Source organism: Cryobacterium sp. 10S3 (assembly GCF_034344045.1).
Lineage (GTDB): Bacteria > Actinomycetota > Actinomycetes > Actinomycetales > Microbacteriaceae > Cryobacterium > Cryobacterium glucosi.
In genome coordinates this window covers 1,981,935-2,003,692 of sequence record NZ_CP133773.1, presented here as the reverse complement: position 1 = coordinate 2,003,692, position 21,758 = coordinate 1,981,935, and the positions used below count along the sequence as shown (strand labels likewise).

Annotated in this window: 23 protein-coding genes; 18 read left to right on the top strand and 5 right to left on the bottom strand. The window is 67.6% G+C overall.

Annotation, left to right across the window (positions count from 1 at the left end; all coding sequences use genetic code 11):
* The first annotated feature begins 25 nt into the window (after positions 1-25).
* Positions 26-1,150 carry a dipeptidase gene (locus RHM57_RS09320; RefSeq protein WP_322189783.1) on the top strand — a complete coding sequence of 375 codons (1,125 nt, stop codon included), beginning with the start codon at positions 26-28 and terminating at the stop codon, positions 1,148-1,150.
* Between the two features lie 282 nt (positions 1,151-1,432).
* Here the strand turns inward: RHM57_RS09320 and RHM57_RS09315 are convergent, their stop codons facing one another.
* A complete protein-coding gene (locus RHM57_RS09315) occupies positions 1,433-2,548 on the bottom strand; it encodes a toll/interleukin-1 receptor domain-containing protein (protein WP_322189782.1) in 1,116 nt (371 codons plus the stop codon).
* A gap of 237 nt (positions 2,549-2,785) precedes the next feature.
* On the opposite strand from RHM57_RS09315, the gene RHM57_RS09310 reads away from it, so the two are divergent.
* From RHM57_RS09310 to dprA, 5 genes are all read left to right on the top strand, one after another.
* Positions 2,786-2,950, top strand: a complete 165-nt coding sequence (locus tag RHM57_RS09310; RefSeq protein ID WP_322189781.1) for a hypothetical protein — start codon at positions 2,786-2,788, stop codon at positions 2,948-2,950.
* A gap of 76 nt (positions 2,951-3,026) precedes the next feature.
* Positions 3,027-3,719, top strand: a complete 693-nt coding sequence (locus tag RHM57_RS09305; RefSeq protein ID WP_322189780.1) for an SGNH/GDSL hydrolase family protein — start codon at positions 3,027-3,029, stop codon at positions 3,717-3,719.
* A gap of 148 nt (positions 3,720-3,867) precedes the next feature.
* Entirely contained in the window at positions 3,868-4,224 is a 357-nt protein-coding gene (locus tag RHM57_RS09300; RefSeq protein WP_134560756.1) for a YraN family protein, read from the top strand.
* A 41-nt stretch (positions 4,225-4,265) separates the two neighbouring features.
* Positions 4,266-5,810, top strand: coding sequence for a YifB family Mg chelatase-like AAA ATPase (locus RHM57_RS09295; protein WP_322189848.1), 1,545 nt, complete (start codon positions 4,266-4,268; stop codon positions 5,808-5,810).
* Positions 5,811-5,846: 36 nt separating this feature from the next.
* Complete coding sequence (gene dprA / locus RHM57_RS09290; protein ID WP_322189779.1) at positions 5,847-7,094, top strand: DNA-processing protein DprA; 1,248 nt, start codon at positions 5,847-5,849, stop codon at positions 7,092-7,094.
* A 26-nt stretch (positions 7,095-7,120) separates the two neighbouring features.
* On the opposite strand, the gene RHM57_RS09285 is transcribed toward dprA, so the two are convergent.
* Entirely contained in the window at positions 7,121-8,548 is a 1,428-nt protein-coding gene (locus RHM57_RS09285; RefSeq protein WP_322189778.1) for a pyridoxal phosphate-dependent decarboxylase family protein, read from the bottom strand.
* 165 nt (positions 8,549-8,713) lie between these two features.
* Between RHM57_RS09285 and RHM57_RS09280 the strand changes: the two genes are divergently transcribed.
* From RHM57_RS09280 to RHM57_RS09270, 3 genes are all read left to right on the top strand, one after another.
* Positions 8,714-9,271, top strand: a complete 558-nt coding sequence (locus tag RHM57_RS09280; protein ID WP_322189777.1) for a DinB family protein — start codon at positions 8,714-8,716, stop codon at positions 9,269-9,271.
* A gap of 69 nt (positions 9,272-9,340) precedes the next feature.
* Positions 9,341-10,267, top strand: coding sequence for a phosphodiesterase (locus RHM57_RS09275; RefSeq protein ID WP_322189776.1), 927 nt, complete (start codon positions 9,341-9,343; stop codon positions 10,265-10,267).
* Between the two features lie 23 nt (positions 10,268-10,290).
* Positions 10,291-11,247 (top strand): tyrosine recombinase XerC, encoded by a 957-nt coding sequence (locus RHM57_RS09270; protein ID WP_322189775.1) that lies wholly within the window; start codon positions 10,291-10,293, stop codon positions 11,245-11,247.
* Between the two features lie 5 nt (positions 11,248-11,252).
* Here RHM57_RS09270 and RHM57_RS09265 read toward each other — a convergent pair whose 3' ends face one another.
* The gene (locus tag RHM57_RS09265) at positions 11,253-11,885 is read right to left on the bottom strand and encodes a M23 family metallopeptidase (protein WP_166787314.1); all 633 of its coding nucleotides are present in this window, start codon (positions 11,883-11,885) and stop codon (positions 11,253-11,255) included.
* 335 nt (positions 11,886-12,220) lie between these two features.
* Here RHM57_RS09265 and rpsB point away from each other — a divergent pair, with 335 nt between their 5' ends.
* From rpsB to RHM57_RS09220, 9 genes are all read left to right on the top strand, one after another.
* The gene (gene rpsB / locus RHM57_RS09260; RefSeq protein WP_134447624.1) at positions 12,221-13,126 is read left to right on the top strand and encodes a 30S ribosomal protein S2; all 906 of its coding nucleotides are present in this window, start codon (positions 12,221-12,223) and stop codon (positions 13,124-13,126) included.
* A gap of 10 nt (positions 13,127-13,136) precedes the next feature.
* Positions 13,137-13,964 carry a translation elongation factor Ts gene (gene tsf, locus RHM57_RS09255; RefSeq protein WP_134447626.1) on the top strand — a complete coding sequence of 276 codons (828 nt, stop codon included), beginning with the start codon at positions 13,137-13,139 and terminating at the stop codon, positions 13,962-13,964.
* 126 nt (positions 13,965-14,090) lie between these two features.
* Positions 14,091-14,807 carry a UMP kinase gene (pyrH, locus tag RHM57_RS09250; RefSeq protein WP_134447628.1) on the top strand — a complete coding sequence of 239 codons (717 nt, stop codon included), beginning with the start codon at positions 14,091-14,093 and terminating at the stop codon, positions 14,805-14,807.
* Positions 14,808-14,897: 90 nt separating this feature from the next.
* Positions 14,898-15,452, top strand: coding sequence for a ribosome recycling factor (gene frr / locus RHM57_RS09245; protein ID WP_134447629.1), 555 nt, complete (start codon positions 14,898-14,900; stop codon positions 15,450-15,452).
* Positions 15,453-15,468: 16 nt separating this feature from the next.
* The gene (locus tag RHM57_RS09240; RefSeq protein WP_241975525.1) at positions 15,469-16,500 is read left to right on the top strand and encodes a phosphatidate cytidylyltransferase; all 1,032 of its coding nucleotides are present in this window, start codon (positions 15,469-15,471) and stop codon (positions 16,498-16,500) included.
* Between the two features lie 68 nt (positions 16,501-16,568).
* Entirely contained in the window at positions 16,569-17,117 is a 549-nt protein-coding gene (locus RHM57_RS09235) for a DivIVA domain-containing protein (protein ID WP_134447631.1), read from the top strand.
* Positions 17,118-17,171: 54 nt separating this feature from the next.
* Positions 17,172-17,849 carry a lytic transglycosylase domain-containing protein gene (locus tag RHM57_RS09230; protein WP_241985041.1) on the top strand — a complete coding sequence of 226 codons (678 nt, stop codon included), beginning with the start codon at positions 17,172-17,174 and terminating at the stop codon, positions 17,847-17,849.
* A gap of 60 nt (positions 17,850-17,909) precedes the next feature.
* Positions 17,910-18,212, top strand: coding sequence for a hypothetical protein (locus RHM57_RS09225; protein WP_134447633.1), 303 nt, complete (start codon positions 17,910-17,912; stop codon positions 18,210-18,212).
* 31 nt (positions 18,213-18,243) lie between these two features.
* Entirely contained in the window at positions 18,244-18,969 is a 726-nt protein-coding gene (locus RHM57_RS09220) for an alpha/beta hydrolase (RefSeq protein ID WP_134447635.1), read from the top strand.
* Positions 18,970-18,987: 18 nt separating this feature from the next.
* Here RHM57_RS09220 and RHM57_RS09215 read toward each other — a convergent pair whose 3' ends face one another.
* Both RHM57_RS09215 and RHM57_RS09210 read right to left on the bottom strand, forming a co-directional pair.
* A complete protein-coding gene (locus RHM57_RS09215) occupies positions 18,988-20,037 on the bottom strand; it encodes an AI-2E family transporter (RefSeq protein ID WP_134447637.1) in 1,050 nt (349 codons plus the stop codon).
* Between the two features lie 28 nt (positions 20,038-20,065).
* Entirely contained in the window at positions 20,066-21,679 is a 1,614-nt protein-coding gene (locus RHM57_RS09210) for a DivIVA domain-containing protein (protein WP_134447639.1), read from the bottom strand.
* Between the last annotated feature and the right edge of the window lie 79 nt (positions 21,680-21,758).

Genomic DNA, 21,758 nt, shown 5'->3' with positions numbered 1-21,758 from the left:
GGAACCCCGGCACTAGCGTTGGACCATGCCCCCCGCATCCGCTGCCGAGAACCACGCCGCCACGACCGCCCCGACGAACCCTGTTGGCGCGGTCGTCGACCACGCCCTCGAACTCGCACCCCTCGTCGACGGCCACAACGACTGGGCCTGGGAATGCCGGGAGAACCGCGCGTACTCGGTCGAGGGACTCGAACGGGGACTGACGACCGACACCGACATCGAGCGCCTCCGGGCCGGCCGGGTGGGCGCACAGTTCTGGTCGGTCTACGTGAGCGACGAATCCCTCGGTGCCGACGCCGTTCAGGGCACCCTCGAGCAGATCGACTGGGTCTACCGCCTCGCGGCCCGCTACCCGGACGACTTCCAGATCGCCCGCAGCGCCGCCGACGTCGAGTCGGCCAGGTCCCACGGCCGGATCGCGTCGCTCCTCGGCGCGGAGGGCGCGCACAGCCTCAACGACTCCCCGGCCGTGCTGCGGATGTTCGCGCGGCTCGGCGTGCGATACCTCACCCTCACCCATGTGCACAACACGACCTGGGCCGACTCGGGCACCGACGAACCCGTGCACGGCGGCCTGTCCGCGCGTGGCGTCGAGTACGTGCGGGAGATGAACCGGCTCGGCATGCTCGTCGACCTGTCCCACGTGTCCCCGGCGACCGCGCACGCGGCGCTCACCGTGACGACGGCGCCGGTGATCTTCAGCCACAGTTCGTGCGCCGCCGTCACGGACCACCCGCGGAACGTACCGGACGACGTGCTCGAGCGCCTGCGCGACAACGACGGCGTGCTCATGCTCACCTTCGTGCCGCAGTTCCTCTCCCCGGACTTCGCCGCCTGGTTCGACGGGCCCAGGGACGGCGCCGCGCCGACGGTGACCCTCGACGAGGTCATCGCCCACATCGAGCACGCTCGCCGGGTCGCGGGCATCCGGCACATCGGGCTCGGCGGCGACTTCGACGGCACAGACGAATTCCCGGTCGGTCTCGAGGGCGTCGACGGCTACCCGGCGCTCCTCAGCGAGCTCGCCGCGCGGGGCTGGACCGCCGTCGAGCTCGCCGCCCTCGCCGGGGCGAACGTACTGCGGGTGCTCCGGGTGACGGATGTCGCGTTCGAGGCCGCGGGGAACGGCACGCCGCTGCTGGTGCGCTGACAACTGCAGAGCGGATGGAAGACCGAATAGGAAGCGGATCCGAGTTGCGGGCCCTGTGGTGGCGTTCGTCCTAACGATGGTCAGAGTCCAGCTCGGCGCTGCCATCGTTCGACCGCCGCGACGAGTGGCTGGCGAGTAGCGCTGGGTGGTAGCGCGAGTCCGCGTTGTTGGTGTGTGATCTCGTGACATCGTGGACACTGGATCTCACGACTTCGAGGTCTCACCCGCACCAGAAGTCGACGGCGCATCGTGGCTGGCCCCGGCCTAGTCGAGGTGGCTGCTTCAATACGTGCGGTGAAGTACCACCAGTTCGGGGCCGTCGAGTGCCATGAGCTTCTCCCGCCATTCCAACACAATCGCGTTTCCCTCCATCACGAATGTGGTCGCCGCCCGGAGTGCAGCATCCGCGTCGGTGAGGTGCTTGTTGCGGTCAACAACGCCACTGGGGAAACCAAATCCTGATCGTCCCGTTGGTGGCTCAATGTTCAAGTAGGCCTCGTTGACGCCGTCACGAAGGGAATTCAGAAGCCCTGAGTGCTCTCGATGCATCTGTACCAACCGAAGCGCAGTATTCACGAACGGGTCTAGCTCAATTGTCAGACGTGAATAGCTCTTTGCTTTCTCCAGTCGGTTGAGGGCGATCGGAAGGAGCTCTTTCCCGAGCTGAACAAAAGTTGAGAAAACCGCGTTCTCGGGGGCACGAGTCTGAATCAGGCGGTTGACGCGTGCAACTCGCTCATCGACTGCGGCTCGCCAATGCGCGCCGGCAATCTTGTCGAAATCCACCGATTCCATCCATCGCTCGAGCCGCTCCGAGATCGCACGGATCGTCTCCCTCAGGTCGTCCTCTGTCTCCTCAGCCGTCTTCGTCTCTTCTCTCAAAGAAGACTCTGCCACGTCATTTTGCAATTCTTTGATCTTTAGGGCCAGATCATTGATGGCCTGCAGCACGCGAGGATCCTCGGGGTCGAGCAAGCGGAGTTTGGTCCAATCGACATACTGTGTGCGCGCGATAAGAGCATGGACGACGTCATCGCTGTCTGACTTGAGTCCGGGAACATCAATATAAAGAATGGGCAGTAGGAGTTTGTCAAGACCTCGGCTTTTCGCAAGCCCACTGAATTCAATCAATTCCCGTCGACATTCCTCGCTTCGCACGAATTTTGGTGTGACGATGGGAATGAAGAACGGAACGTCTCCGATTGCGCCATTTATTCGTTCTCGCCACAAGTCGCCCCAACCCAGGGAATCCTTGTCGACAAAAAGTTCGAGTTCGTCTCCGGTCGAGAGGGCGAATTCATCCTTTAGCGATTCCGCGAGTTTAAGCACACGGTTCCGGGATCGATCGTTGTCCTCGTGGGTATAGCTCCAGAATGCGTCGAAATCTGTGGCTGTCATGCCTTGAAAGTAATGGGCGCCAGCACCCTCGCTACAGACTTCGACTGTGTTTCAGGTATTTGGCACTGGGAATGGGGGTATGCGCGAGAAGGGACCAGAGGCTGCGCCAGACAGCGGGGTGACTTTTGTCGGATGCGGCGCTCAAATGTCTCGGCCTGTACGGAGTCTTACGCCACTGTGCTGAATTGGAGACCCTCGACGCTTTCAACAGAGACAGTTTCCGTCAGCTGTCTACTGGTGGTTGACGTGATCGAGGGCGCTGGTGTGACCGAGCTCGCCGCGCGGGGCTGGACCGCCGTCGAGCTCGCCGCCCTCGCCGGGGCGAACGTACTGCGGGTGCTCCGGGTGACGGATGTCGCGTTCGCGGCCGCGGGGAACGGCACGCCGCTGCTGGTGTCGTGACCGGTCCTTTCCCGCATTGCCGGGCAAACCAGAACGGAGCCCGCTCCGAATGACTGGTGTGAGTGCACCCCGACGAATGACCCGAACCGTCATGGCCCTCTGGGTGGGGTCCGTGGCCGTCGTCGTTGGACTCGTCGCCGTGATCGGTTCGGTCGGACGTGCGGTACCGGCCGAACCGATTCCGGTGACTCCTGCGGGGTCTCCGGGTACCGGTCCCGTCGTCGCGTTCTACGGGGACTCGTACACGCTCGGGACCGGGGCTTCGAGCCCCGAACACCGGTGGTCGACGCTCCTTTCCATCGAGCACGGCTGGACCGAGGTGAACCCGAGCGTGAACGGTCTCGGTTTCGTGAACCACCGGGCAGACGTGTCAGAGGACCTCGTCGACCAGGTTATCGCCGCCCGCCCCGACATCGTGATCGTGACGATGGGTCTCAACGACAACTTCTCGATGCCCGCTCGCGCCGACCGCATCCGCTCCGCCATCACGGCCGACTTCACCAGGATCAGTGAAGCGCTGCCGGTCGCACGAGTCATCGTGGTCGAGCCGTTCTGGTACACCGACGATCGACCCGGCTCGGTTCAACAGATCATCGAGTGGGTGAGCGCGGGCGCTGCGGCGATCGACGCCGACTACATTCCCGGCGCCTCGCACTGGCTCGACGGCCACCCGGAATGGAAGGCCCGCGACGGCCTGCACCCGAACGATGAGGGGTATCGGGTGCTCGCCGATCGCATGGACGAGGCACTCAGGAGCCTCGGCATCTAGGAGTCGCCCCTCGACGGTGTACGGACTTTCCGAAGGCGAATTCTCGACTCTCCTCACCAGGCGTCGACGTCTGCCCGCTGTCCACCGGTCGACGATGGCCCCCGCGGATGCTCGCCCACCCCCGGCATCCTGTCCGTGGGAGGCACTCGTGGCACGCAAAGATGATCTGGGCAGGCTCGGTGAGGAGCACGCGGCGCGGTTCCTCACCGACGCCGGGTATACGCTCCTCGCCCGCAACTGGCGGTGCGAGCAGGGCGAAATCGACCTGATTGTCGAGCAGGACGGCGAAGTCGCCTTCGTCGAGGTGAAGACGCGCTCGGGGATCGGCTTCGGGCATCCGTTCGAGGCGATCACCGTCGTCAAGCTCGCCCGGCTCCGCCGGCTTGCGGCGGCGTGGTGCGAGCAGGCGGATGCCTGGCCGGAGCGAATCAGGATCGACGCGATCGCGGTGATCCTCGCCCCCGGCGCCGTTCCGGTGATCGAGCACCTGCCCGGAGTGTTCTAGTGAGCGTGTTCTAGTGCGTGCCGTCTGATGGGCGCAGCCTGATGGGCCTCGCCCGTACCCACGCCGTCGCCTTGCTCGGGCTGACGGGCGCGCTCGTCGAAGTCGAGGCCGATATCTCGGGTCAGCTCCCCGGCATGGTGCTGATCGGCCTGCCGGACGCCGCGCTCTCCGAAGCGACAGAGCGGGTCAGGGCCGCGGCCAAGAACTCCGGCTGCCCACTGACCCACAACAAGCTCACGATCAACCTGTCGCCGGCGGCGCTCCCGAAACACGGTTCGGGATTCGACCTCGCGATCGCGCTCGCGTGCCTCGCCGCGGACGGGGTGGTCGCGGCCGGGTCGGTCGGCTCGGTCGTGCACATCGGCGAGCTCGCGCTCGACGGGCGCCTTCGACCAGTCCCGGGCATGCTGCCGGCGGTGATCGCGGCGTCGCGTCTCGGCCACCGAACCGTCATGGTTCCGGCCGGAAACGCCGCGGAGGCGGAACTCGTGCCCGGCATCACCGTGATCGGGGTCGCCTCCCTCCGCGAGGCGGCGATCTGGCACGGGGCGGAGCTGACGCCCGTGCCGGTCGAATCCATCGAGTGGCCCACCGAAGCCGGACCCGCCGGGAACGACGTCGTCGAAACCGGTTCGATGGACCTTGCCGACGTCATCGGCAATGAGGACGCCATCCTGGCCCTGCAGATCGCCGCAGCAGGCGGCCACCATCTCTTCATGCTCGGCCCGCCAGGCTCCGGCAAGACCATGCTCGCCGCCCGCCTGCCCGGACTCCTGCCCGACCTCGACCCGGCCGCCTCCCTCGAGGCGAGTTCGCTGCGCTCCCTCGCCGGGCGCGGACTCGGCCGGTCCCTCGTGACCCGGCCGCCGCTCGAATCGCCGCACCACACCGCGACGGCGGCGGCCATGGTCGGCGGCGGCAGTGGACAGATCCGGCCGGGTGCAGCCGCCCGCGCCTGTCACGGGGTGCTCTTCCTCGACGAGGCTCCCGAGTTCGCATCGGCCGCGCTCGACGCCCTCCGGCAGCCGCTCGAATCCGGGATGATCAGCATCCACCGCGCCAACGCCGTCGCCCACTTCCCGGCGCGGTTCCAGCTCGTGATGGCCGCGAATCCGTGCCCGTGCGGGCAGTACGGTGTTGCCGGCCTCGAGTGCTCGTGCCCGCCGAGCGCGCGCCGGCGGTACCTCGCCCGCATCTCCGGGCCGCTCCTTGACCGGATCGACATCCAACTTCACGTGAACCGGATCACGGCGGCCCAGCTGCGGCTCGCCGCCGAAGAACCGCGCCTGACGACCTCGGCTGCGCGGGAACGTGTGATCCGGGCCCGGCGCGCCGCACGGGAGCGCCTCGCCGGCACACCCTGGTCGCTCAATTCAGCGGTCCCAGGGTCCTGGCTCCGCAGCAGGCACCTGCGGCTGGACCGGGCGACGACCGCTGCGCTCGATCGAGCGCTGGAGCGCGGCGGCATCACTATGCGCGGCTATGACCGGGTGCTCCGCGTCGCCTGGTCGATCGCCGACCTCGAGGGCGCCGATCGGCCGGGTGTCGAGCAGCTCGGACAGGCGCTCTACCTGCGCACCGGCTGAAGCCGGACATCCACCGACGGAAGGACACGACGCACGATGCCATTCGAACCCGATGAGACCACCATGATCGACCTCGCGACCGGCGTGCGCGCACCCGGGGCCACCCTGACCCGGGAACTCGCGGCGGAGCTGCACGCTCGAGCGGCGTGGTCGTGCATCAGCGAACCCGGCGACGGAACTGCGGGCCTCGTTGTCGCGGCGCTCGGCGCCGTTCGCGCCCTGCGGATGATTATCGAGGCCTGGACCCACGACCATATCGCCGGGGAACTCCTGACCGCCGGGGTGGCGGAGGGTGTGATCGCTGCCGCCGGACTCGACCGCGCTCTGGAGCGCTGGCGTCCGCGGCTCGATCCCATCGTCGTCACGATTGCGCTGCGGCAGGCAGCCCGATCGGGGGCACGGCTGGCGATTCCCGGTGACCCCGACTGGCCGGCCGGGCTTGAGGACCTCGGGGTACACGCCCCGCTCGCCCTCTGGTGGCGCGGCCCTGCACATGCCCTCGGCGCGTTCGCCCAGTCGATCGCCCTCGTCGGCGCCCGGGCTGCTACCCGATACGGCGAGCATGTCGCGATGGAAGCCTCTGCCGGCCTCGTCGACCGCGGATTCGCGATCGTCAGCGGCGCGGCGTACGGGATCGACGGGATGGCGCACAAAGCGGCACTCGCGAGCCGTGGTCGAACCGTGGCGTTTCTCGCCGGGGGAGTGGACCGGCCATATCCGAGCGGGCACGTCGACCTCCTCGAACGGATCGCCGGGGAGGGGGCCGTCATTTCCGAGCTCCCGTGCGGGGCCGCGCCCACCAAGTGGCGGTTCCTACAACGGAACCGGCTGATTGCGGCGACCAGCCTGGCCACCATCGTCCTGGAGGCCGGGTGGCGCTCCGGATCGCTCAACACCGCCGGGCACGCGGCCACCCTCGGGCGGCCGCTCGGCGCCGTACCCGGCCCGGTCACGTCACCGGCCTCGGCCGGGTGTCACCGGCTGATCCGCGAGTACGACGCCGTCTGCGTGACGACGACCGCCGAAATGGCGGAACTCGTCGCGGAGCACCTGGTCCAGGTGACGCTGGACTTCCCCGAATCGGAACTCGGGCTCGAGGGTTCCGGGCGCACAAGCGAACAGGTGCGGGTCTTCGACGCCCTGAGCGGGCGGTCCCCGCGTGGGATCGGCGACCTCGCCCGCCGCGCGGGCCTCTCCACCATGTCCGTGCGCGCCGCCCTCGGCGCCCTCGGGCTCGAAGGCGCCGCGCGCGAGCGAGAGACCGGCTGGGTGCGGAACGCCTGAGCCAGGCTCGGCCTGCCGCGAAACCGTCAGCCCTGGTACAGGCCCCCAGGCGTCTCCTCGCCGTCGTGGCCTGCGGCCTCGCACGCCCGCCGCACAGCCGCGAGGGAGTCGGCGACATCGGCGGCATCCGTCGACCAGTTGCTGACCGAGATGCGCAGCACCTCGCGCCCGCGCCAGACGGAACCGGACATCCACGTGGTGCCCTGGCCGAGCAACAGCTCCGTCACCCGCCGGGTGCGGGCATCGCTTCCGAAGCTCACGCACACCTGGGTGAAGACCACGTCGTTGACGACCTCGGCGCCGGGAATGCGCGCGAGGCCCTCGGCAAGCGAGCGGGCGTGACCGGCCAGGCGCTCGACGAGGTCGATCGTGCCGGATCGACCGAGCGAGCGCAGTGCCGCCCACACCGGGATGCCCCGTGCCCGGCGGGAGAGCTCCGGCACCTTCTCGAAGGGGTCGCCCGGACCCTCCGTCGCCGGTTTCAGTAGATAGCTCGTGTGCACGCCGAACACGGACCGGACAGTCGCCGGTTTCTCGACGATCGCGATCCCGCAGTCATAGGGCACATTGAGCGTCTTGTGCGCGTCGGTCGCCCAGGAGTCGGCTCCCTCGACGCCTGCCACGAGCCCGCGGTACTTCGGGCTCGCCGCGGCCCAGAGGCCGAACGCGCCGTCCACGTGCACCCAGGCGTGGTGTTCCCGCGCCACCCGGATTGCCGTCGTCATCGGATCGAAGGCACCGGAGTGCAGGTTACCCGCCTGCAGGCAGACGATGGCCGGACCCTCGCCGTCCTGCATCGCAGCCGCGAGGGCACGGGGATCAAGTCGGCCCTGCTCATCGGCCGCTACGGCGACGGGTTCGCCGAGGCCGAGGTACCGGAGTGCGAGGTCGATCACCGCGTGCCGCTCCTCGCCCACGAACACCCGCACGCGGGGCGAACCGGAAAGTCCGTCCCTGCTGAGATTCCAGCCCACCCGCTCGAGCACTGACTGGCGCCCGGCTGCGAGCCCGACGAAATTGGCCATCGTCGCCCCGGTGGTGAATCCGACATCCGAACCGGACGGCAGCCCGAGCAGGTCGAGCACCCACGCTCCGGCGGCCTCCTCGGCCGCGGCAGTGGCCGGCGTCGCGAAGCGCATGGCGGCATTCTGGTCCCAGGCGCTGACGAGCCAGTCTGCCGCCAGCGCTGCCGGGAGGGTACCGCCGATCACCCAGCCGAAGAACCGACCAGACGGCATGGCCATCAGCCCGGGTTCGGCGAGGGCGGCCAGCTCGTCGACCACGGATGCCGCGGCGGTGGGGGACTCAGGCAGCGGACCGGCGAACATCCCGGAGAGGGTGTCGGCGTCGGCGCGCGGACCGACCGGGCGGGTACCGAGCGAACCAAGCCACGCGAGAGCGTGCTCCCTGGCTCGCCCCAGTGCTTCGTCGTATGCGCCGGGCTGAGCTGACATGGCGCCATGGTAGTCCGGGCCGTCCCCGGCAACCAGTGCCTGCGCGCATCGCGGGCCCGCGGCCAGGTGCCGCCCGCCGCTGGTCCGCGAGAGTGCGCTTTTGGCCCATGAACCGCGGGTTTAAGGGCCGAAAGCGCACTCTCGCGAAACAGGATACAAAGGGGTATGCCTGATTACGCGAACCCGGCCTCCGACGGCTCCGGCAGCATCAACGGCGTGCGCGCCGGAGTCACCGAAGCCGCGCACTTCGGCGATGAACGCACGACGATAACGGGGTTCCTGCAGCGTCAGCGGGATCTCGTCGCATGGAAGGTCGGCGATGCCTCCGACGCGGCTCTCCGGCCCGTCGCCACTCCGACCGGCATGACCGCGCACGGCATCGTCCGACATCTCATGAACGTGGAGCGATCCTGGCTGCGCGATGTCTTCGCCGGTGAGGAGGGTCTGAGCTTCGACTGGACCGACGCGGATCCTGACGGGGAGTTCCACGTGCCGCCCGAAGTGACCATGGCCGAGCTGCTCGCCGACTATGCGGCGGAGGCGCGCCGCTGCGACGCGATCATCGCGGCATCGGGCTCGCTCGACGCCGTCTCGGTGCGCCGCAGTTTCAGCCTGCGCTGGATCCTGATTCACCTGGTCGAGGAGACCGCACGGCACGCCGGTCACCTCGACCTGTTGCGCGAACGTGCCGACGGCAGCGTCGGCGAAGACCCGCAGGACTGATCGACGCTGCCGGGGCGCCGGGGGAGTGTCGGCGCCAGGCCCTAGTCTGGAGCGGACGAAGGGTGAGTCATGAGTGGCGTTCCAGTGGGGCAGGTTCAGTTGGGCCAGTACGGGCCGGCGAGCCACGTGATCGCGCACATCAGCGACACGCACTTCCTCGGTGCCGGTAGACCCCTCTATGGCACCGTCGACACTGACACGCCCCTGCACGAGGCCCTCGCCCAGTTGGAACGTTCGGGGCAGCCGATCGACGCCCTCGTCTTCACCGGTGATATCGCCGACACCGGCGAAACGGATGCCTACCGGCGCATCCGGGACCTCGTCGAGTCCGCGGCCGACCGGCTCGGGGCCCGCGTCATCTGGGTGATGGGCAACCACGACAAACGGGCGCCCTTCCGCAGCGAACTGCTCCGCGAAACCGGGAACGGGGCATCCGCTGCCGCACCCGTCGACGCGGTGCACGACCTTGACGGACTCCGCCTGATCGCTCTCGACACGAGCGTTCCCGGCTACCACCATGGCGCGATCTCCGCCGAGCAGCTGGCCTGGCTCGCCGAGGTGCTGCGCGAACCAGCCCCGCACGGCACGCTCCTCGCCCTGCATCACCCGCCGATCCCGACCATGGTTTCCCTCATGAGCCTTCTCGAACTCCGAGACCAGGCCGGCCTGGCCGAGGTCATCGCCGGAAGTGACATCCGTGGCATCCTCGGTGGGCACCTGCACTACGCCACGACCGGGCTCTTCGCCGGCATCCCCGTCTCGGTGGCCGCGGCCACCTGCTACACCATCGACCCGAGTGCGCCTGCCCGGCAACTCACGGGTGTGCGCGGCGGCCAGTCGATCAATCTCGTGCACGTCTATCCGGAGAGCGTCGTGCATTCGCATGTCGTGCTCGGCGACTTCGACCCCGCGACGCGTTTCGACTCCGAGTTCCTGGCCCGCATCGAGGCGATGAGCCCCGGCGAGCGGACCGAGGCCTTCTCACGCCAGGCGTGAGTGCGCCGGCGGGCGGCGGACGGATGCCCCTCGCAGCCCTTCTCGAGGACTTCGCCGTCTGCCTGGCGGCGGAGCGTGGCTTCTCGCCGAACACCGTCCGGGCCTACCGGACGGACCTCCGCGGTCTCCTCGGCTTCGCCGACGGTCGTGGGGTCGCCGATGCCGACGGGCTGTCCCTGGACCTGCTGCGTGACTGGCTATGGGTGGCGACCCAGGCGGGTCTCTCCAAGGCGACGATCGCGCGTCGGTCCGCCTCCGCCCGCAGCTTCACAGCCTGGTTGACCCGCACGGGCGTGAGTGCGCTCGACCCGGCCGTGCGCCTGCGCTCGCCCAAACCGGGTCGAACCCTGCCCCGGGTGATCAACCGGGCGCAGATGCAGGCCCTTCTCGATCACCTCGAGCTGCGAGCCAGTGCCGGCGGTCCGCACGAGTTGCGCGACCAGGCCATCGTCGAACTGCTCTATGCTTCCGGGCTGCGCGTGTCCGAGCTCGTCGGTCTCGACGTCCCGGATGTCGATCTCTCCCAGCTCACCGTGCGCGTGACCGGCAAGGGGTCCAAGGAACGAGTCGTTCCCTTCGGCGTTCCCGCCCAGCGTGCACTCATCGCCTACCTCGAGCGCGCCCGCCCGGTGCTGCTCGCCGCAGCGGAGGAACCCGCCGGGAGCACCACGGTGGGTTCCGTCTCGAGCTCGGCAGGACGCCCCGCTGCGCTGTTCCTCGCGACCCACCGACGCCGCATCGGAGTGCGGGCCGTATACCGCCTGGTCGCAGGGCTCCTCGCCGAGATCCCCGGCAACGGTCCCGCCGGGCCGCACGCCCTGCGCCACACGGCGGCGACCCACCTGCTCGACGGCGGGGCCGACCTGCGCGCCGTGCAGGAACTGCTCGGTCACGCGAGCCTCGGCACGACCCAGATCTACACCCACGTCTCCGCGGAACGTTTGCGGCAGAGCTACCAGAACGCTCACCCGCGGGCCTGACCAGGTCACGCGTCCCGGAGAATCGCTCGCCAGAGCAGGTTTGCACGTGCGCTTCGCCGGGAGTCCCCTCGCACCGTGAGCAGGGCGGCCGACTCTGTCGGCAGCAGCACGGCGTGTGGGACACCGCCGAGGTACCGCATCGGCGACACGTACCGGCCGGAGAGCCGCGCGCCGAGGTGCAGGCAGCCGTCGCCGCAGTGGCCACCGGTCGCCACGTGGCCGATGAGCTGGCCGCGGCGCACGGGGTCCCCTGACGCGACAAGAGCCGTGACCGGTTCCAGGCTCGAGACGAGGCCCCCGGCGTGGCTGAGGGAAATCGCGGGTCGGTCGACGACGATCTGGGCGAAGGTCACCGTGCCGTCGGCAACGGCATAGACCGGCTCGCCCGGGTGAGCGGCCAGGTCGATTCCCCTGTGCCCGTCGGCGTACTCGGTGAGAGGCGCCCGGAACCCCCGCTCCACGGCATGCGGAATCGCGAGCGGCCACTCCCACGCCTCCGATCCGGTCGTCGGACCTCGCTCGGGCGTCGGTTGCGGTTGCGCGCGTGGCGCACCCTGGCCGGTCGCCGCGGGTGCCACGGCGAAGCAGACCAGAATGGCGGCGACCAGGGCGCTGACGGTGCGGCTGTGAATCGACATGCCCACAGACTGGAGGTCGGGCGGGTGCGATGAGCCCGCTCGCGCAGGGTGGTGCAGGGGTCGACGGGGACGCCGGCTGTTGAGGACGGGTGGCGGGGGACATCCGTTCCCCCGGACCTGGCTGGAACCGGGTTCGCCGGGTGCTAAAGTTATGGCAGCAGCGCTTCGTGCGCTGACTACGCGTGCCCATTCGGCCAACACCTCCATTCGGTCCTTACTTCCTCGGAAGCCAGGCGGCGGTGCGCCGGGCACCAGGAGTCGTGATCGACCGATCAGGACACGAACCGATTGGCGTTTTGCCGCGTATGCGGCGCGCCGGACAAGGAGTACGGCTCATGGCCGTCGTCACCATCCGCCAGCTGCTCGACAGCGGCGTGCACTTTGGACACCAGACCCGCCGTTGGAACCCGAAGATGAAGCGATTCATCTTCACGGAGCGCTCGGGCATCTACATCATCGACCTGCAGCAGTCCCTCGGCTTCGTCGACAAGGCCTATGACTTCGTCAAGGAGACCGTCGCCCACGGCGGCACGATCCTCTTCGTCGGCACCAAGAAGCAGGCGCAGGAATCGATCTCCGAGCAGGCCATCCGTGTTGGCCAGCCGTACGTCAACCAGCGCTGGCTCGGTGGCCTCCTCACCAACTTCCAGACCGTCTCCAAGCGTCTGGCCCGCATGAAAGAGCTCGAAGAGCTCGACTTCGAGGACACCGCCAAGAGCGGGTTCACGAAGAAGGAAATGCTCATCAAGAAGCGCGAGCTCGTCAAGCTGCACAAGAGCCTCGGCGGTATCCGCAACCTCACGAAGACGCCGTCCGCGCTCTGGGTTGTCGACACCAACAAGGAGCACCTCGCCATCGATGAAGCCCGCAAGCTCGGCATCCCCGTCATCGCGATCCTCGACACCAACTGCGACCCCGACGACGTGCAGTACCCGATCCCGGGCAACGACGACGCCATCCGTTCCGTCGGCCTGCTGACCCGCATCATCGCGGACGCAGCAGCCGAGGGCCTGATCCAGCGCCACGCCAAGCCGGAGGCCGAAATCGAGCCCCTCGCCGCCTGGGAAGCAGAACTGCTGAAGACCGAGGATGTCGCCGCAACCGACGCCACCCCCGAGCAGTCCTCCGCCGAGACCGTTGAGGTCGCCGACGCAACCGTCGCCGCCGAGCAGGTCGTCGAAGAAGCAGCCGACGTGGCAGCCGTTGCTGCCGTCGAAGCTCCCGCCGAAGAAACCAAGTAAGGAACCCGGTATGGCCAGCATCAGCCTGCAAGACGTCAAAGCCCTCCGTGAACGCCTCGGTACGGGCATGGTCGACACCAAGAACGCCCTCGTCGAAGCCGACGGCGACATGGAGAAGGCCGTTGAGATCCTGCGTCTCAAGGGTGCGAAGGGCAACGCCAAGCGCGCTGACCGTTCCACCTCTGAGGGCCTCGTCGCCGCCAAGGAGATCGGCACGACCGCAACGTTGATCGAGCTCGCCTGCGAGACCGACTTCGTCGCCAAGGGTGTCAAGTTCGGCGCCCTCGCCGAGAAGGTCCTGGACGCGGTCGCCGCTGCCGGTGCCACTTCGGTCGCCGAAGGCCTGGCCGCCCCCGCCGGCAGCCAGACCGTCGCCGAACTGATCGATGGCGAAGCCGCGATCATCGGTGAGAAGTTCGAGCTGCGTCGCGTCGCATCCGTCACGGGTGAGAAGTTCGCGATCTACCTGCACAAGACCAGCAAGGACCTGCCACCGCAGGTCGGCGTCGTCCTGGGCTACTCGGGAGAGGATGCTGACACCGCACGCAGCGTCGCCCAGCACATCTCCTTCGCGAACCCGGAGTACCTGGACCGCGAGAACGTCCCCGCTGACCTCGTCGAGGCCGAGCGCCGCATCGTCACCGAGATCTCGAAGAACGAGGGCAAGCCGGAAGCGGCACTGCCCAAGATCGTCGAAGGCCGCATCCACGCCTACTTCAAGCAGGTCGCCCTGCTCGAGCAGGACTACGCGAAGGACAACAAGCAGTCCGTCGCGCAGGTGCTGAAGGATGCCGGTCTCACGGTTTCCGGATTCGCCCGCTTCAAGGTCGGCGCCTAGGCAATAGGCTCGCAGTACCAATGATGGAGACCGGCTTGCGCGAGCAGGCCGGTCTCCATTGCTGTGTCCGCCCTGAGTCGGCACACAGTAGTTTTAGATCACGCACAACGGAAGGACCCCCAGGGCATGTCAGATTCGGGTAAGAAGCGCAGAGTCCTTCTCAAACTCTCCGGCGAAGCGTTCGGCGCAGGAAGCCTCGGCGTGAACCCGGATGTGATCAGCTCACTTGCCCGGGAAATCGCGGAGGCCGCACAGACCGTGGAGGTCGCCGTCGTCGTCGGCGGCGGGAACTTCTTCCGTGGTGCTGAACTGTCCCAGCGCGGAATGGACCGGGGCAGGGCTGACTACATGGGCATGCTCGGCACCGTGATGAACGCCCTCGCCCTCCAGGACTTTCTCGAGCAGGCCGGCGCCGAGACCCGGGTCCAGTCCGCGATCGCCATGACCCAGGTCGCCGAGCCGTACATTCCGCGCCGCGCCGAACGTCACCTCGAAAAGGGACGCGTCGTCATCTTCGGGGCCGGGGCTGGACTGCCGTACTTCTCAACCGACACGGTCGCGGCTCAGCGCGCGCTTGAAATCGGTGCCGACATCGTCCTCGTCGCCAAGAACGGCGTCGACGGCGTTTACTCGGCCGACCCGCGCACCGACCCGGACGCGGAAATGATCCGCCACCTCACCTACCAGGACGCCCTGCAGCGCGGCCTGAAGGTCGTCGACTCGACCGCCTTCAGCCTCTGCATGGACAACGGGATGCCGATGCAGGTCTTCGGAATGGCGCCGCAGGGCAATGTGACGGCCGCCATCCTCGGAGCCGATCTGGGAACCCTCGTCTCCAACTAAACTTGTCGATGTCACCTGCGGTCGAAACGGCCTCAGGTCGAAGTCACCAGGTCGAAATCACCAGGTCGAAGCCTCAACGAAGGAGTTACCGTGATCGCGGATGTTCTGTCCGATGCAAGCGTACGAATGCACAAGGCCCTCGAAGCCGCCAAAGACGATTTCGGGACCGTGCGCACCGGACGGGCGAACCCCCAGATGTTCGCAAAGATCCTGGTGAACTACTACGGAACCCAGACACCGCTCGAGCAGCTCGCGTCCCTGCAGAACCCCGAGGCACGCACGCTCCTGATCGGACCCTATGACAAGGGTGCCCTGCGCGACATCGAGCAGGCCATCCGGGACACCCCGAACCTGGACGCCAACCTCGGCAACGACGGCAACGTCATCCGGGCGACCCTTCCGGAACTCACGGCCGACCGCCGCAAGGAATACGTCAAGATCGTACGGACCAAGGCGGAAGACGCCAAGATCTCCGTGCGCAACCTGCGACGCAAGGCGAAGGACGAACTCGATGCGCTGAAGAGCGAAGTCGGTGACGACGACGTTGCCCGGGCAGAGAAGGAGCTCGAGCAGATCACGAAGACCCACGTCGACGCGATCGACACCGCGCTCAAGCACAAAGAGGCCGAACTCCTCGAGATTTAAGGGCGGAGCCAGCGTCATGACGCACGAGCCACGCGACGAAACCGGCGACACTGCACCGGTTCCTCCCAAACGACCCCATGGGGCCGGTAGCTCTGAGTTCCGGGCCCAGGTCCACGCTGCCCGCAACGACCTCGAACGGCAGATGCAGTCCACCCGCGCGGACATCGAACGCCAGGTGCAGGCGACGCGCGCGCAGCTGGACGCGACCAACGAACGGATCGCGGCCCGAACGGGTCGGAACCTGATCCTGGCGACCCTGATCGGCCTCGCGCTCGGCCTGTTCATGCTCGTGAGCCTGATCTTCATCAAAGAGCTCTTCATGGTCTGCGCCGCCGCATTCGTCGGGTTCACGGCCTTCGAACTCGCGCAGGCCCTCAGGCAGTCCGGACGCAACGTGCCGCGCATCGCGGTCGTCATCGCAGCGGTCTCCGTCGTCCCTGCGGCCTTCTACTGGGGAGCGAGCGGCCAGTTCCTCGTCACCCTCTCCGGCATCCTCTTCATCGGCCTCTGGCGGGTGTTCCTGCTGCTCAGCCCCGCCCACCGGGGGACTGCCCGCTCGGTGTTCGGTGATATCGGAGCCGGTTTCTTCATCCAGACCTACGTGGTGTTCCTCGGCAGCTTCGCCGTGCTGCTCGTCGCGCAGCCGGACGGGCAATGGTGGACCCTCGCCTTCCTGCTTCTGGTGATCTCGAACGACACCGCGGCGTATGCGAGCGGGCTGTCCTTCGGCAAGCACCGCATGGTGCCGACGATCAGCCCCAAGAAGACCTGGGAAGGCTTCGCGGGTGCCGGCCTGGCGTGTCTGATCGTCGGTGTGGTGCTGTCCCTGTTCATGATCGGGGAACCCTGGTGGTTCGGCCTGGTCTTCGGACTCGTCATCCTGCTGAGCGCCACCTTCGGCGACCTCGCGGAGTCGCTGATCAAGCGCGACCTCGGTATCAAGGACATGAGCTCCTGGCTTCCCGGCCACGGTGGCTTCCTCGACCGGATGGACTCGATTCTTCCCTCGGCGGCGGCAACGTACGCGCTGTATCTCATCTTCCGCTGACCAGCGGAAAGCACCCCCGGTGGGGGCACGCTTTCGACAGCGGCCTCCCCGTGGGGCAGAATGATCCAGTGAGCACCACATTCCCCCGGGCCGGCAAGAAGACGCTCGGCTACAACGTCACCCAGGTCGACGAGTTCCTGGCGAGCGCGCGTCGTGCGTACGACGCGACCGACGACTCCGAACCATTGACGGCCGAAAGCATCCGCCACACCGCGTTCTCGATGCAGAAGGGCGGCTACTCGTCCGCACACGTCGACGCTGCCCTCGAACGCCTCGAGGACGCATTCGCCGTGCGCGACCGCGAACGCGAGGCGGGAGCCCACGGCAAGCAGGCCTGGCTCGAGAGTGCCCGCGACCGTGCTCAGGAACTCGTGAACCGACTCGGACGGCCGGCGGGGCATCGTTTCAGCCGGGTCAGCTTCCTGAGCGTCGGGTACAACCGGGCGGATGTCGACCGGTTCGCGAACAAGCTCACCAAGTACTTCGAAGACGGCTTTCCGATCACGGCGGACGATGTGCGTTCGTCCGTTTTCCGACCGCAACGCGGCGGGTATCGGGAAATCCAGGTCGATGTCGTGCTCGACAGCGTCGTCGACGTGATGCTCGCGGTTCGGTGAATCTCGGACCGTTATCTGGCTGTTATCCGAAATCTGGGTTAGGCTCGAGAAATCGTGGGAAGACACCTAAGCGTAATTGAGTCCGGGAATACCACCACTCCGACAATTCGGAGGGCCGAGAAACCCCGACCTCGTGCCCGTGTCCTGTTCCTCTTTGCCTTCACCGCAGCCGCGGCCTTCGTGCTCGTGACCGTCGTCGATCCGTACTCCGGCGCGACGGCATCGCCGTACTACCAGTCGGCCGGCGGCCGCTTCGCAGGCCAGGCCACGCAGGTCGTCCAGGTGAACGGCTCATATTCCAACACGATCGTGCGCGAGTCATACACGGTCACCGAAAAGCCCAAGCCGGCCCCGGTCCCCGTCGTGGTCGCGGCCAAGTCGTCGAGCAAGTCGAGTTCGAGCGCTTCGGCGCCGACCGCCGCGGTGGCGAACCCCGGCTCTGCTCAGGCATACGCTGCCGGGGCCGTCGCCGCGCGCGGCTGGGGGGAGGACCAGTACAGCTGCCTCGTCGCCCTCTGGAACAAGGAATCCGGCTGGCGCGTCAACGCCGAAAACCCCAGCGGTGCATACGGTATTCCGCAGGCACTGCCCGGTTCCAAGATGGCGTCTGCAGGCGCCGACTGGGCCACGAACGCGGGCACCCAGATCGAATGGGGCCTCGGCTACATCACGGGCCGTTACGGCACTCCCTGCGGCGCCTGGGCGCACTCCGTCGACTCCGGCTGGTACTAGGGGTCCTGCTGTCGCACGGCGCGCTTCGCCGCGCCCGCCGACCCGACGTAGACTGACCCAATGCCACGCAGCAATCATCCGAGGGGTCGCAGGCGCGGTCCGGACGATGCCGGCGAGGACGACAGCCTCGACCGCATGCGGGCAGGCTGGCGTCGAACCGAGGAACGGCGCGACGGCCTCTGGACGGTTCAGCCGGTGACGGCGAGCCGGGCGACGAAGAGTTACGTCTGTCCCGGATGCAATCTCGAGATCGCACCGAAGACTCCTCACCTGGTCGCGTGGCGCGCGGACGGGCTCATGGGGGAGGCCGCCGACCTGGCGGGACGCCGGCACTGGCACAGCCACTGCTGGAGAATCAGATGATGCCGGGCGACACCGGCACGAGGGAGACACCGTGAGTTCCACCGTGGCCGAGATCCGGGGCGGCATCGAACTGCCCGCCCGCCGCGAGCACATCGAGTTGCACACGAGTGACGGCCTCACCCTCGTGGGGGAACTGGCCCTTCCGCTCGACCGCGAGCCGGTCGCGACACTCGTGACGCTGCATCCGCTGCCGACTCACGGCGGATTCATGGACTCACACATCCTGCGCAAGGCGGCAGGGCGCCTGCCTGCCCTCGCCGACCTCGCCGTGCTGCGGTTCAACACCCGGGGGACGACCTCACCACGGGGTACGAGCGGCGGAAGTTTCGACCACGGCAACGCCGAGCGGCTCGACGTCGCGGCGGCAATGGCGTTCGTCGCCGAGCGGAAGCTCCCCAACCCCTGGCTGGTCGGCTGGTCCTTCGGCACCGAACTCGCGATCAAGTACGGCCTCGAACATCCCATCCTGGGGGCGATCCTCTTGTCCCCGCCGCTGCACCGTGCGACGGATGCGGAACTGGCGGCCTGGGCGGGCAACTCGCGCCGGCTCGTGGCGATCATCCCCGAGCACGACGACTACCTGCGACCGGAGGCCGCCAGGGAACGATTCACGAGTGTCCCGGAGACCCTGTTCATCGCGGTCGACGGAGGCAAGCACCTGTGGGTGGGGGAGACCCAGACCAAGCGCATCCTCAACGAGATCGTCGCCGTCGTGAACCCGGCGGCCGCACCCCTTCCGACCGAGTGGCTCGGCTGATCGAGCTGCGAGCCCGGGTCAGAGCTCGTTCTGGCGGGGAATCACGACCTGCTTGATGATCATGATCACCGCCGCGGCGACCGGAATCGCGATGAGCGCGCCGAGGATGCCGAGGAGTGACCCGCCCGCGAGGGCCGCGACGACGACGACGGCACCGGGTACCGACACGGCGCGTCGCATGATGTTGGGGCTGAGGACATAGGCCTCGACCTGCATGTACACGATGTAGTAGATCGCCGCGACCAGTGCCGTGAGGGTCGAACTGCCGATCCCGGGGATCAGGCACGCGAGCACGATGATGACCGAACCGCTGATCGTTCCGACGAGCGGGATCAGCGACCCCAGGAAGGCGATCACGGCGAGCAGGGCGGGGAAGGGGGCGCCGATGATCGACAGGAACGTGAAGCTCAGTACGCCGTTGCATGAGGCGAGCGCGGCCTGCCCCACGACGAAGCGACCGACGGACGTCGTGATCTGCTCGCTGAGGTCGGCGAACCGCGCACGCTTCGAGGCAGGTACGAGCTGGTAGGTCGCGGTCTTCAGGCTGTGCAGCGACGCAGTGAAGTAGAGCGACAGGATCACGATGATCAGGGCACCGAACAATCCGCTGACCACGGCGAGCCCGGACTGGATGATCGCGGTGGTGATCGTCGTCACGTTGGTGCTCACGTAGTCGGTGATCGACTTCACGATCCCGGAGACGGGGAGGGCTGGAAACTGTTTCTGGATGTCCGACAGGAACGTCGACGAGTTGACGGACCTGACGAGCTCGGGAATGGCCTGCGACAGTTTCGTGATCTGGTCGACGATGATCGGGACGATGGCGAAGATGACCCCGGTGAGCACGCCGATGACCGCGATCAGCACGGCGAGGATCGCCGCCCAGCGCGGAAAGCCCTTCTTCTCGAGCCAGGACACCGAGGGGTCCAGTCCGAGCGCGATGAACAGGGCGGCACCGATGTAGGTGATGATCGTCGACAGGCTGACAATCGAGCTGAGGATCAGGATTCCCACCCCGACCCCGAGGGTTCCGATCAGCCCCAGGCGGAATGCGTTCTGGATTTTCACTCGGATCTCCTCGGGATGGCGGTGGCGTTCAATCGTCCAGTGCTGTGACCTTTTCCGCCTGCGTGAGGAGGCCTCGCAGGCTCTCGAAGTAGCCGGCGACCGAGTCGCGCTCAATCCTAATCTGGGAGAGGCGCTCCTCCGCGTCAGCGACGAGTGCGCGTGTCCGCTTCTCGGCCTCGGTGACGAGCGCGGTGGCGCGGGCTTCCGCGTCCTGAACGATCTGCTCGGCATGGGCTTCCGCGGCCAGGCGGGCCGTCTTCGCCTCTGCGCGGGCGCCGGAGTCCAGCTGCTCGTTGAGTGCCCGCAACTCGAGGGTGCGCTGGTTGGTCTCCGCGAGCTGCTTCAAGGCGTCGTCGAGGAACTTCTGGGTTTGGGCGACGGCCTCCTGGTGCCGGGCCAGGTGACCCTGCTCCGCCTCGTCGCGGCGGGCCTTGAGCTCGACGTCGAGGTCCGCGCGAGTCTGGTCGATGTCGCGGCGAAGGCGGGCCTGTTCGTGCTCTCCGCGCTTGCGCTCGGCCGTGAGCTGGTTGTCCAGGTCGATCCTGAGCTGCTCGCCGTCCGCGGTGAAGTCCGCGCGTACCTGCTCGTTCTCCCTGGCGAGGTCGGCGGCGGCCTGCTCGGCCCTCGCGGCCTGGGCGGCGCGAGCCTTCTCGAGCTCCTGGGCGAGGGCTGCGCGCTCGCGGGCGAGGTCGAGTGCGAGTTCGGTCTCGGCCTGCTCACGTTCGATGCCGAGGTCGATGCGGGCCTGGTCGATCTCGCGGGCGAGGTCCGTGCGGGCCTGTTCGACCTCCGCAGCGAGAGCCGTGTGCGTCTGCTCGGTCTCGTGGGCGAGGTCGATGGCGGCCTGCTCTGCCTCCCTGGCGCTGTTGAAGCGGGCCTGCTCGGTCTCCGCGGTGAGGTCGATCCTGGCCTGTTCGGTCTCCCTGGCCAGATCCGCGCGCTGCTGGTCGAGCTCGAGGGCGACCTCGGCCCTGGTGAGTTCGGTTTCGCGCGTCAGTCCGGCGGCGATTTCACGGGCATCCGTCGCCTCACGTTGTGCGACGACGCGCACCTCGGCTGCTTCACGTTCCGCCTCTGAGCGGATGGCGGCGACCTCGCGCTTGACCGTGGCCCGGAGCTCCGCGGCCTCTGTGGCGACGGCACCGCGGATTGCGGCTGCCTCCTGCACGGCGTCGCCGGTCACCGTGGTGTAGTCGTCGTGGGCACGTGCGAGCAGGTCGTCGGCTTCGGCGCGGGCATCGTCGAGGAGGCGGCTGGCCTTGACGTTCGCGTCGGAGAGGGCGCGTTCTGCCCGTTCGGTTGCTTCGCGGCGCAGGGTGTCGACCTCGCTCGCGGCGGAGGCTCGCAGGCGCTCGGCATCGATGTCGGCCTGGGCGATCACGCGGGTGGACTGTTCCTCAGCGACCCGAAGGGTGTTCTCGAGCTTCGTGCCGAGTCCGGAGAAGGTGGGGCTGCCGACCTCTTCGATCTCAGCGTTCAGATCGTCGATGTGCGCGGTGAGGCGCTTGATTTCCTTGTTGGCTTCCGTACCCTGGCTGTTCGCCTGGATCAGGTCACGACGCAGGCCCTGGATTGCCCTGTCGACCTCTTCTTTGTCATAACCACGGAAAACCTGGGTGAAATCAGCTTCGTCGATCGCCACGCTATCTCCTTGTATTGGAACTCTGACCCCGCATTTAGTCCGGCCAAGGGGGCCACGACAATTTTAGTGGGTTGACGCG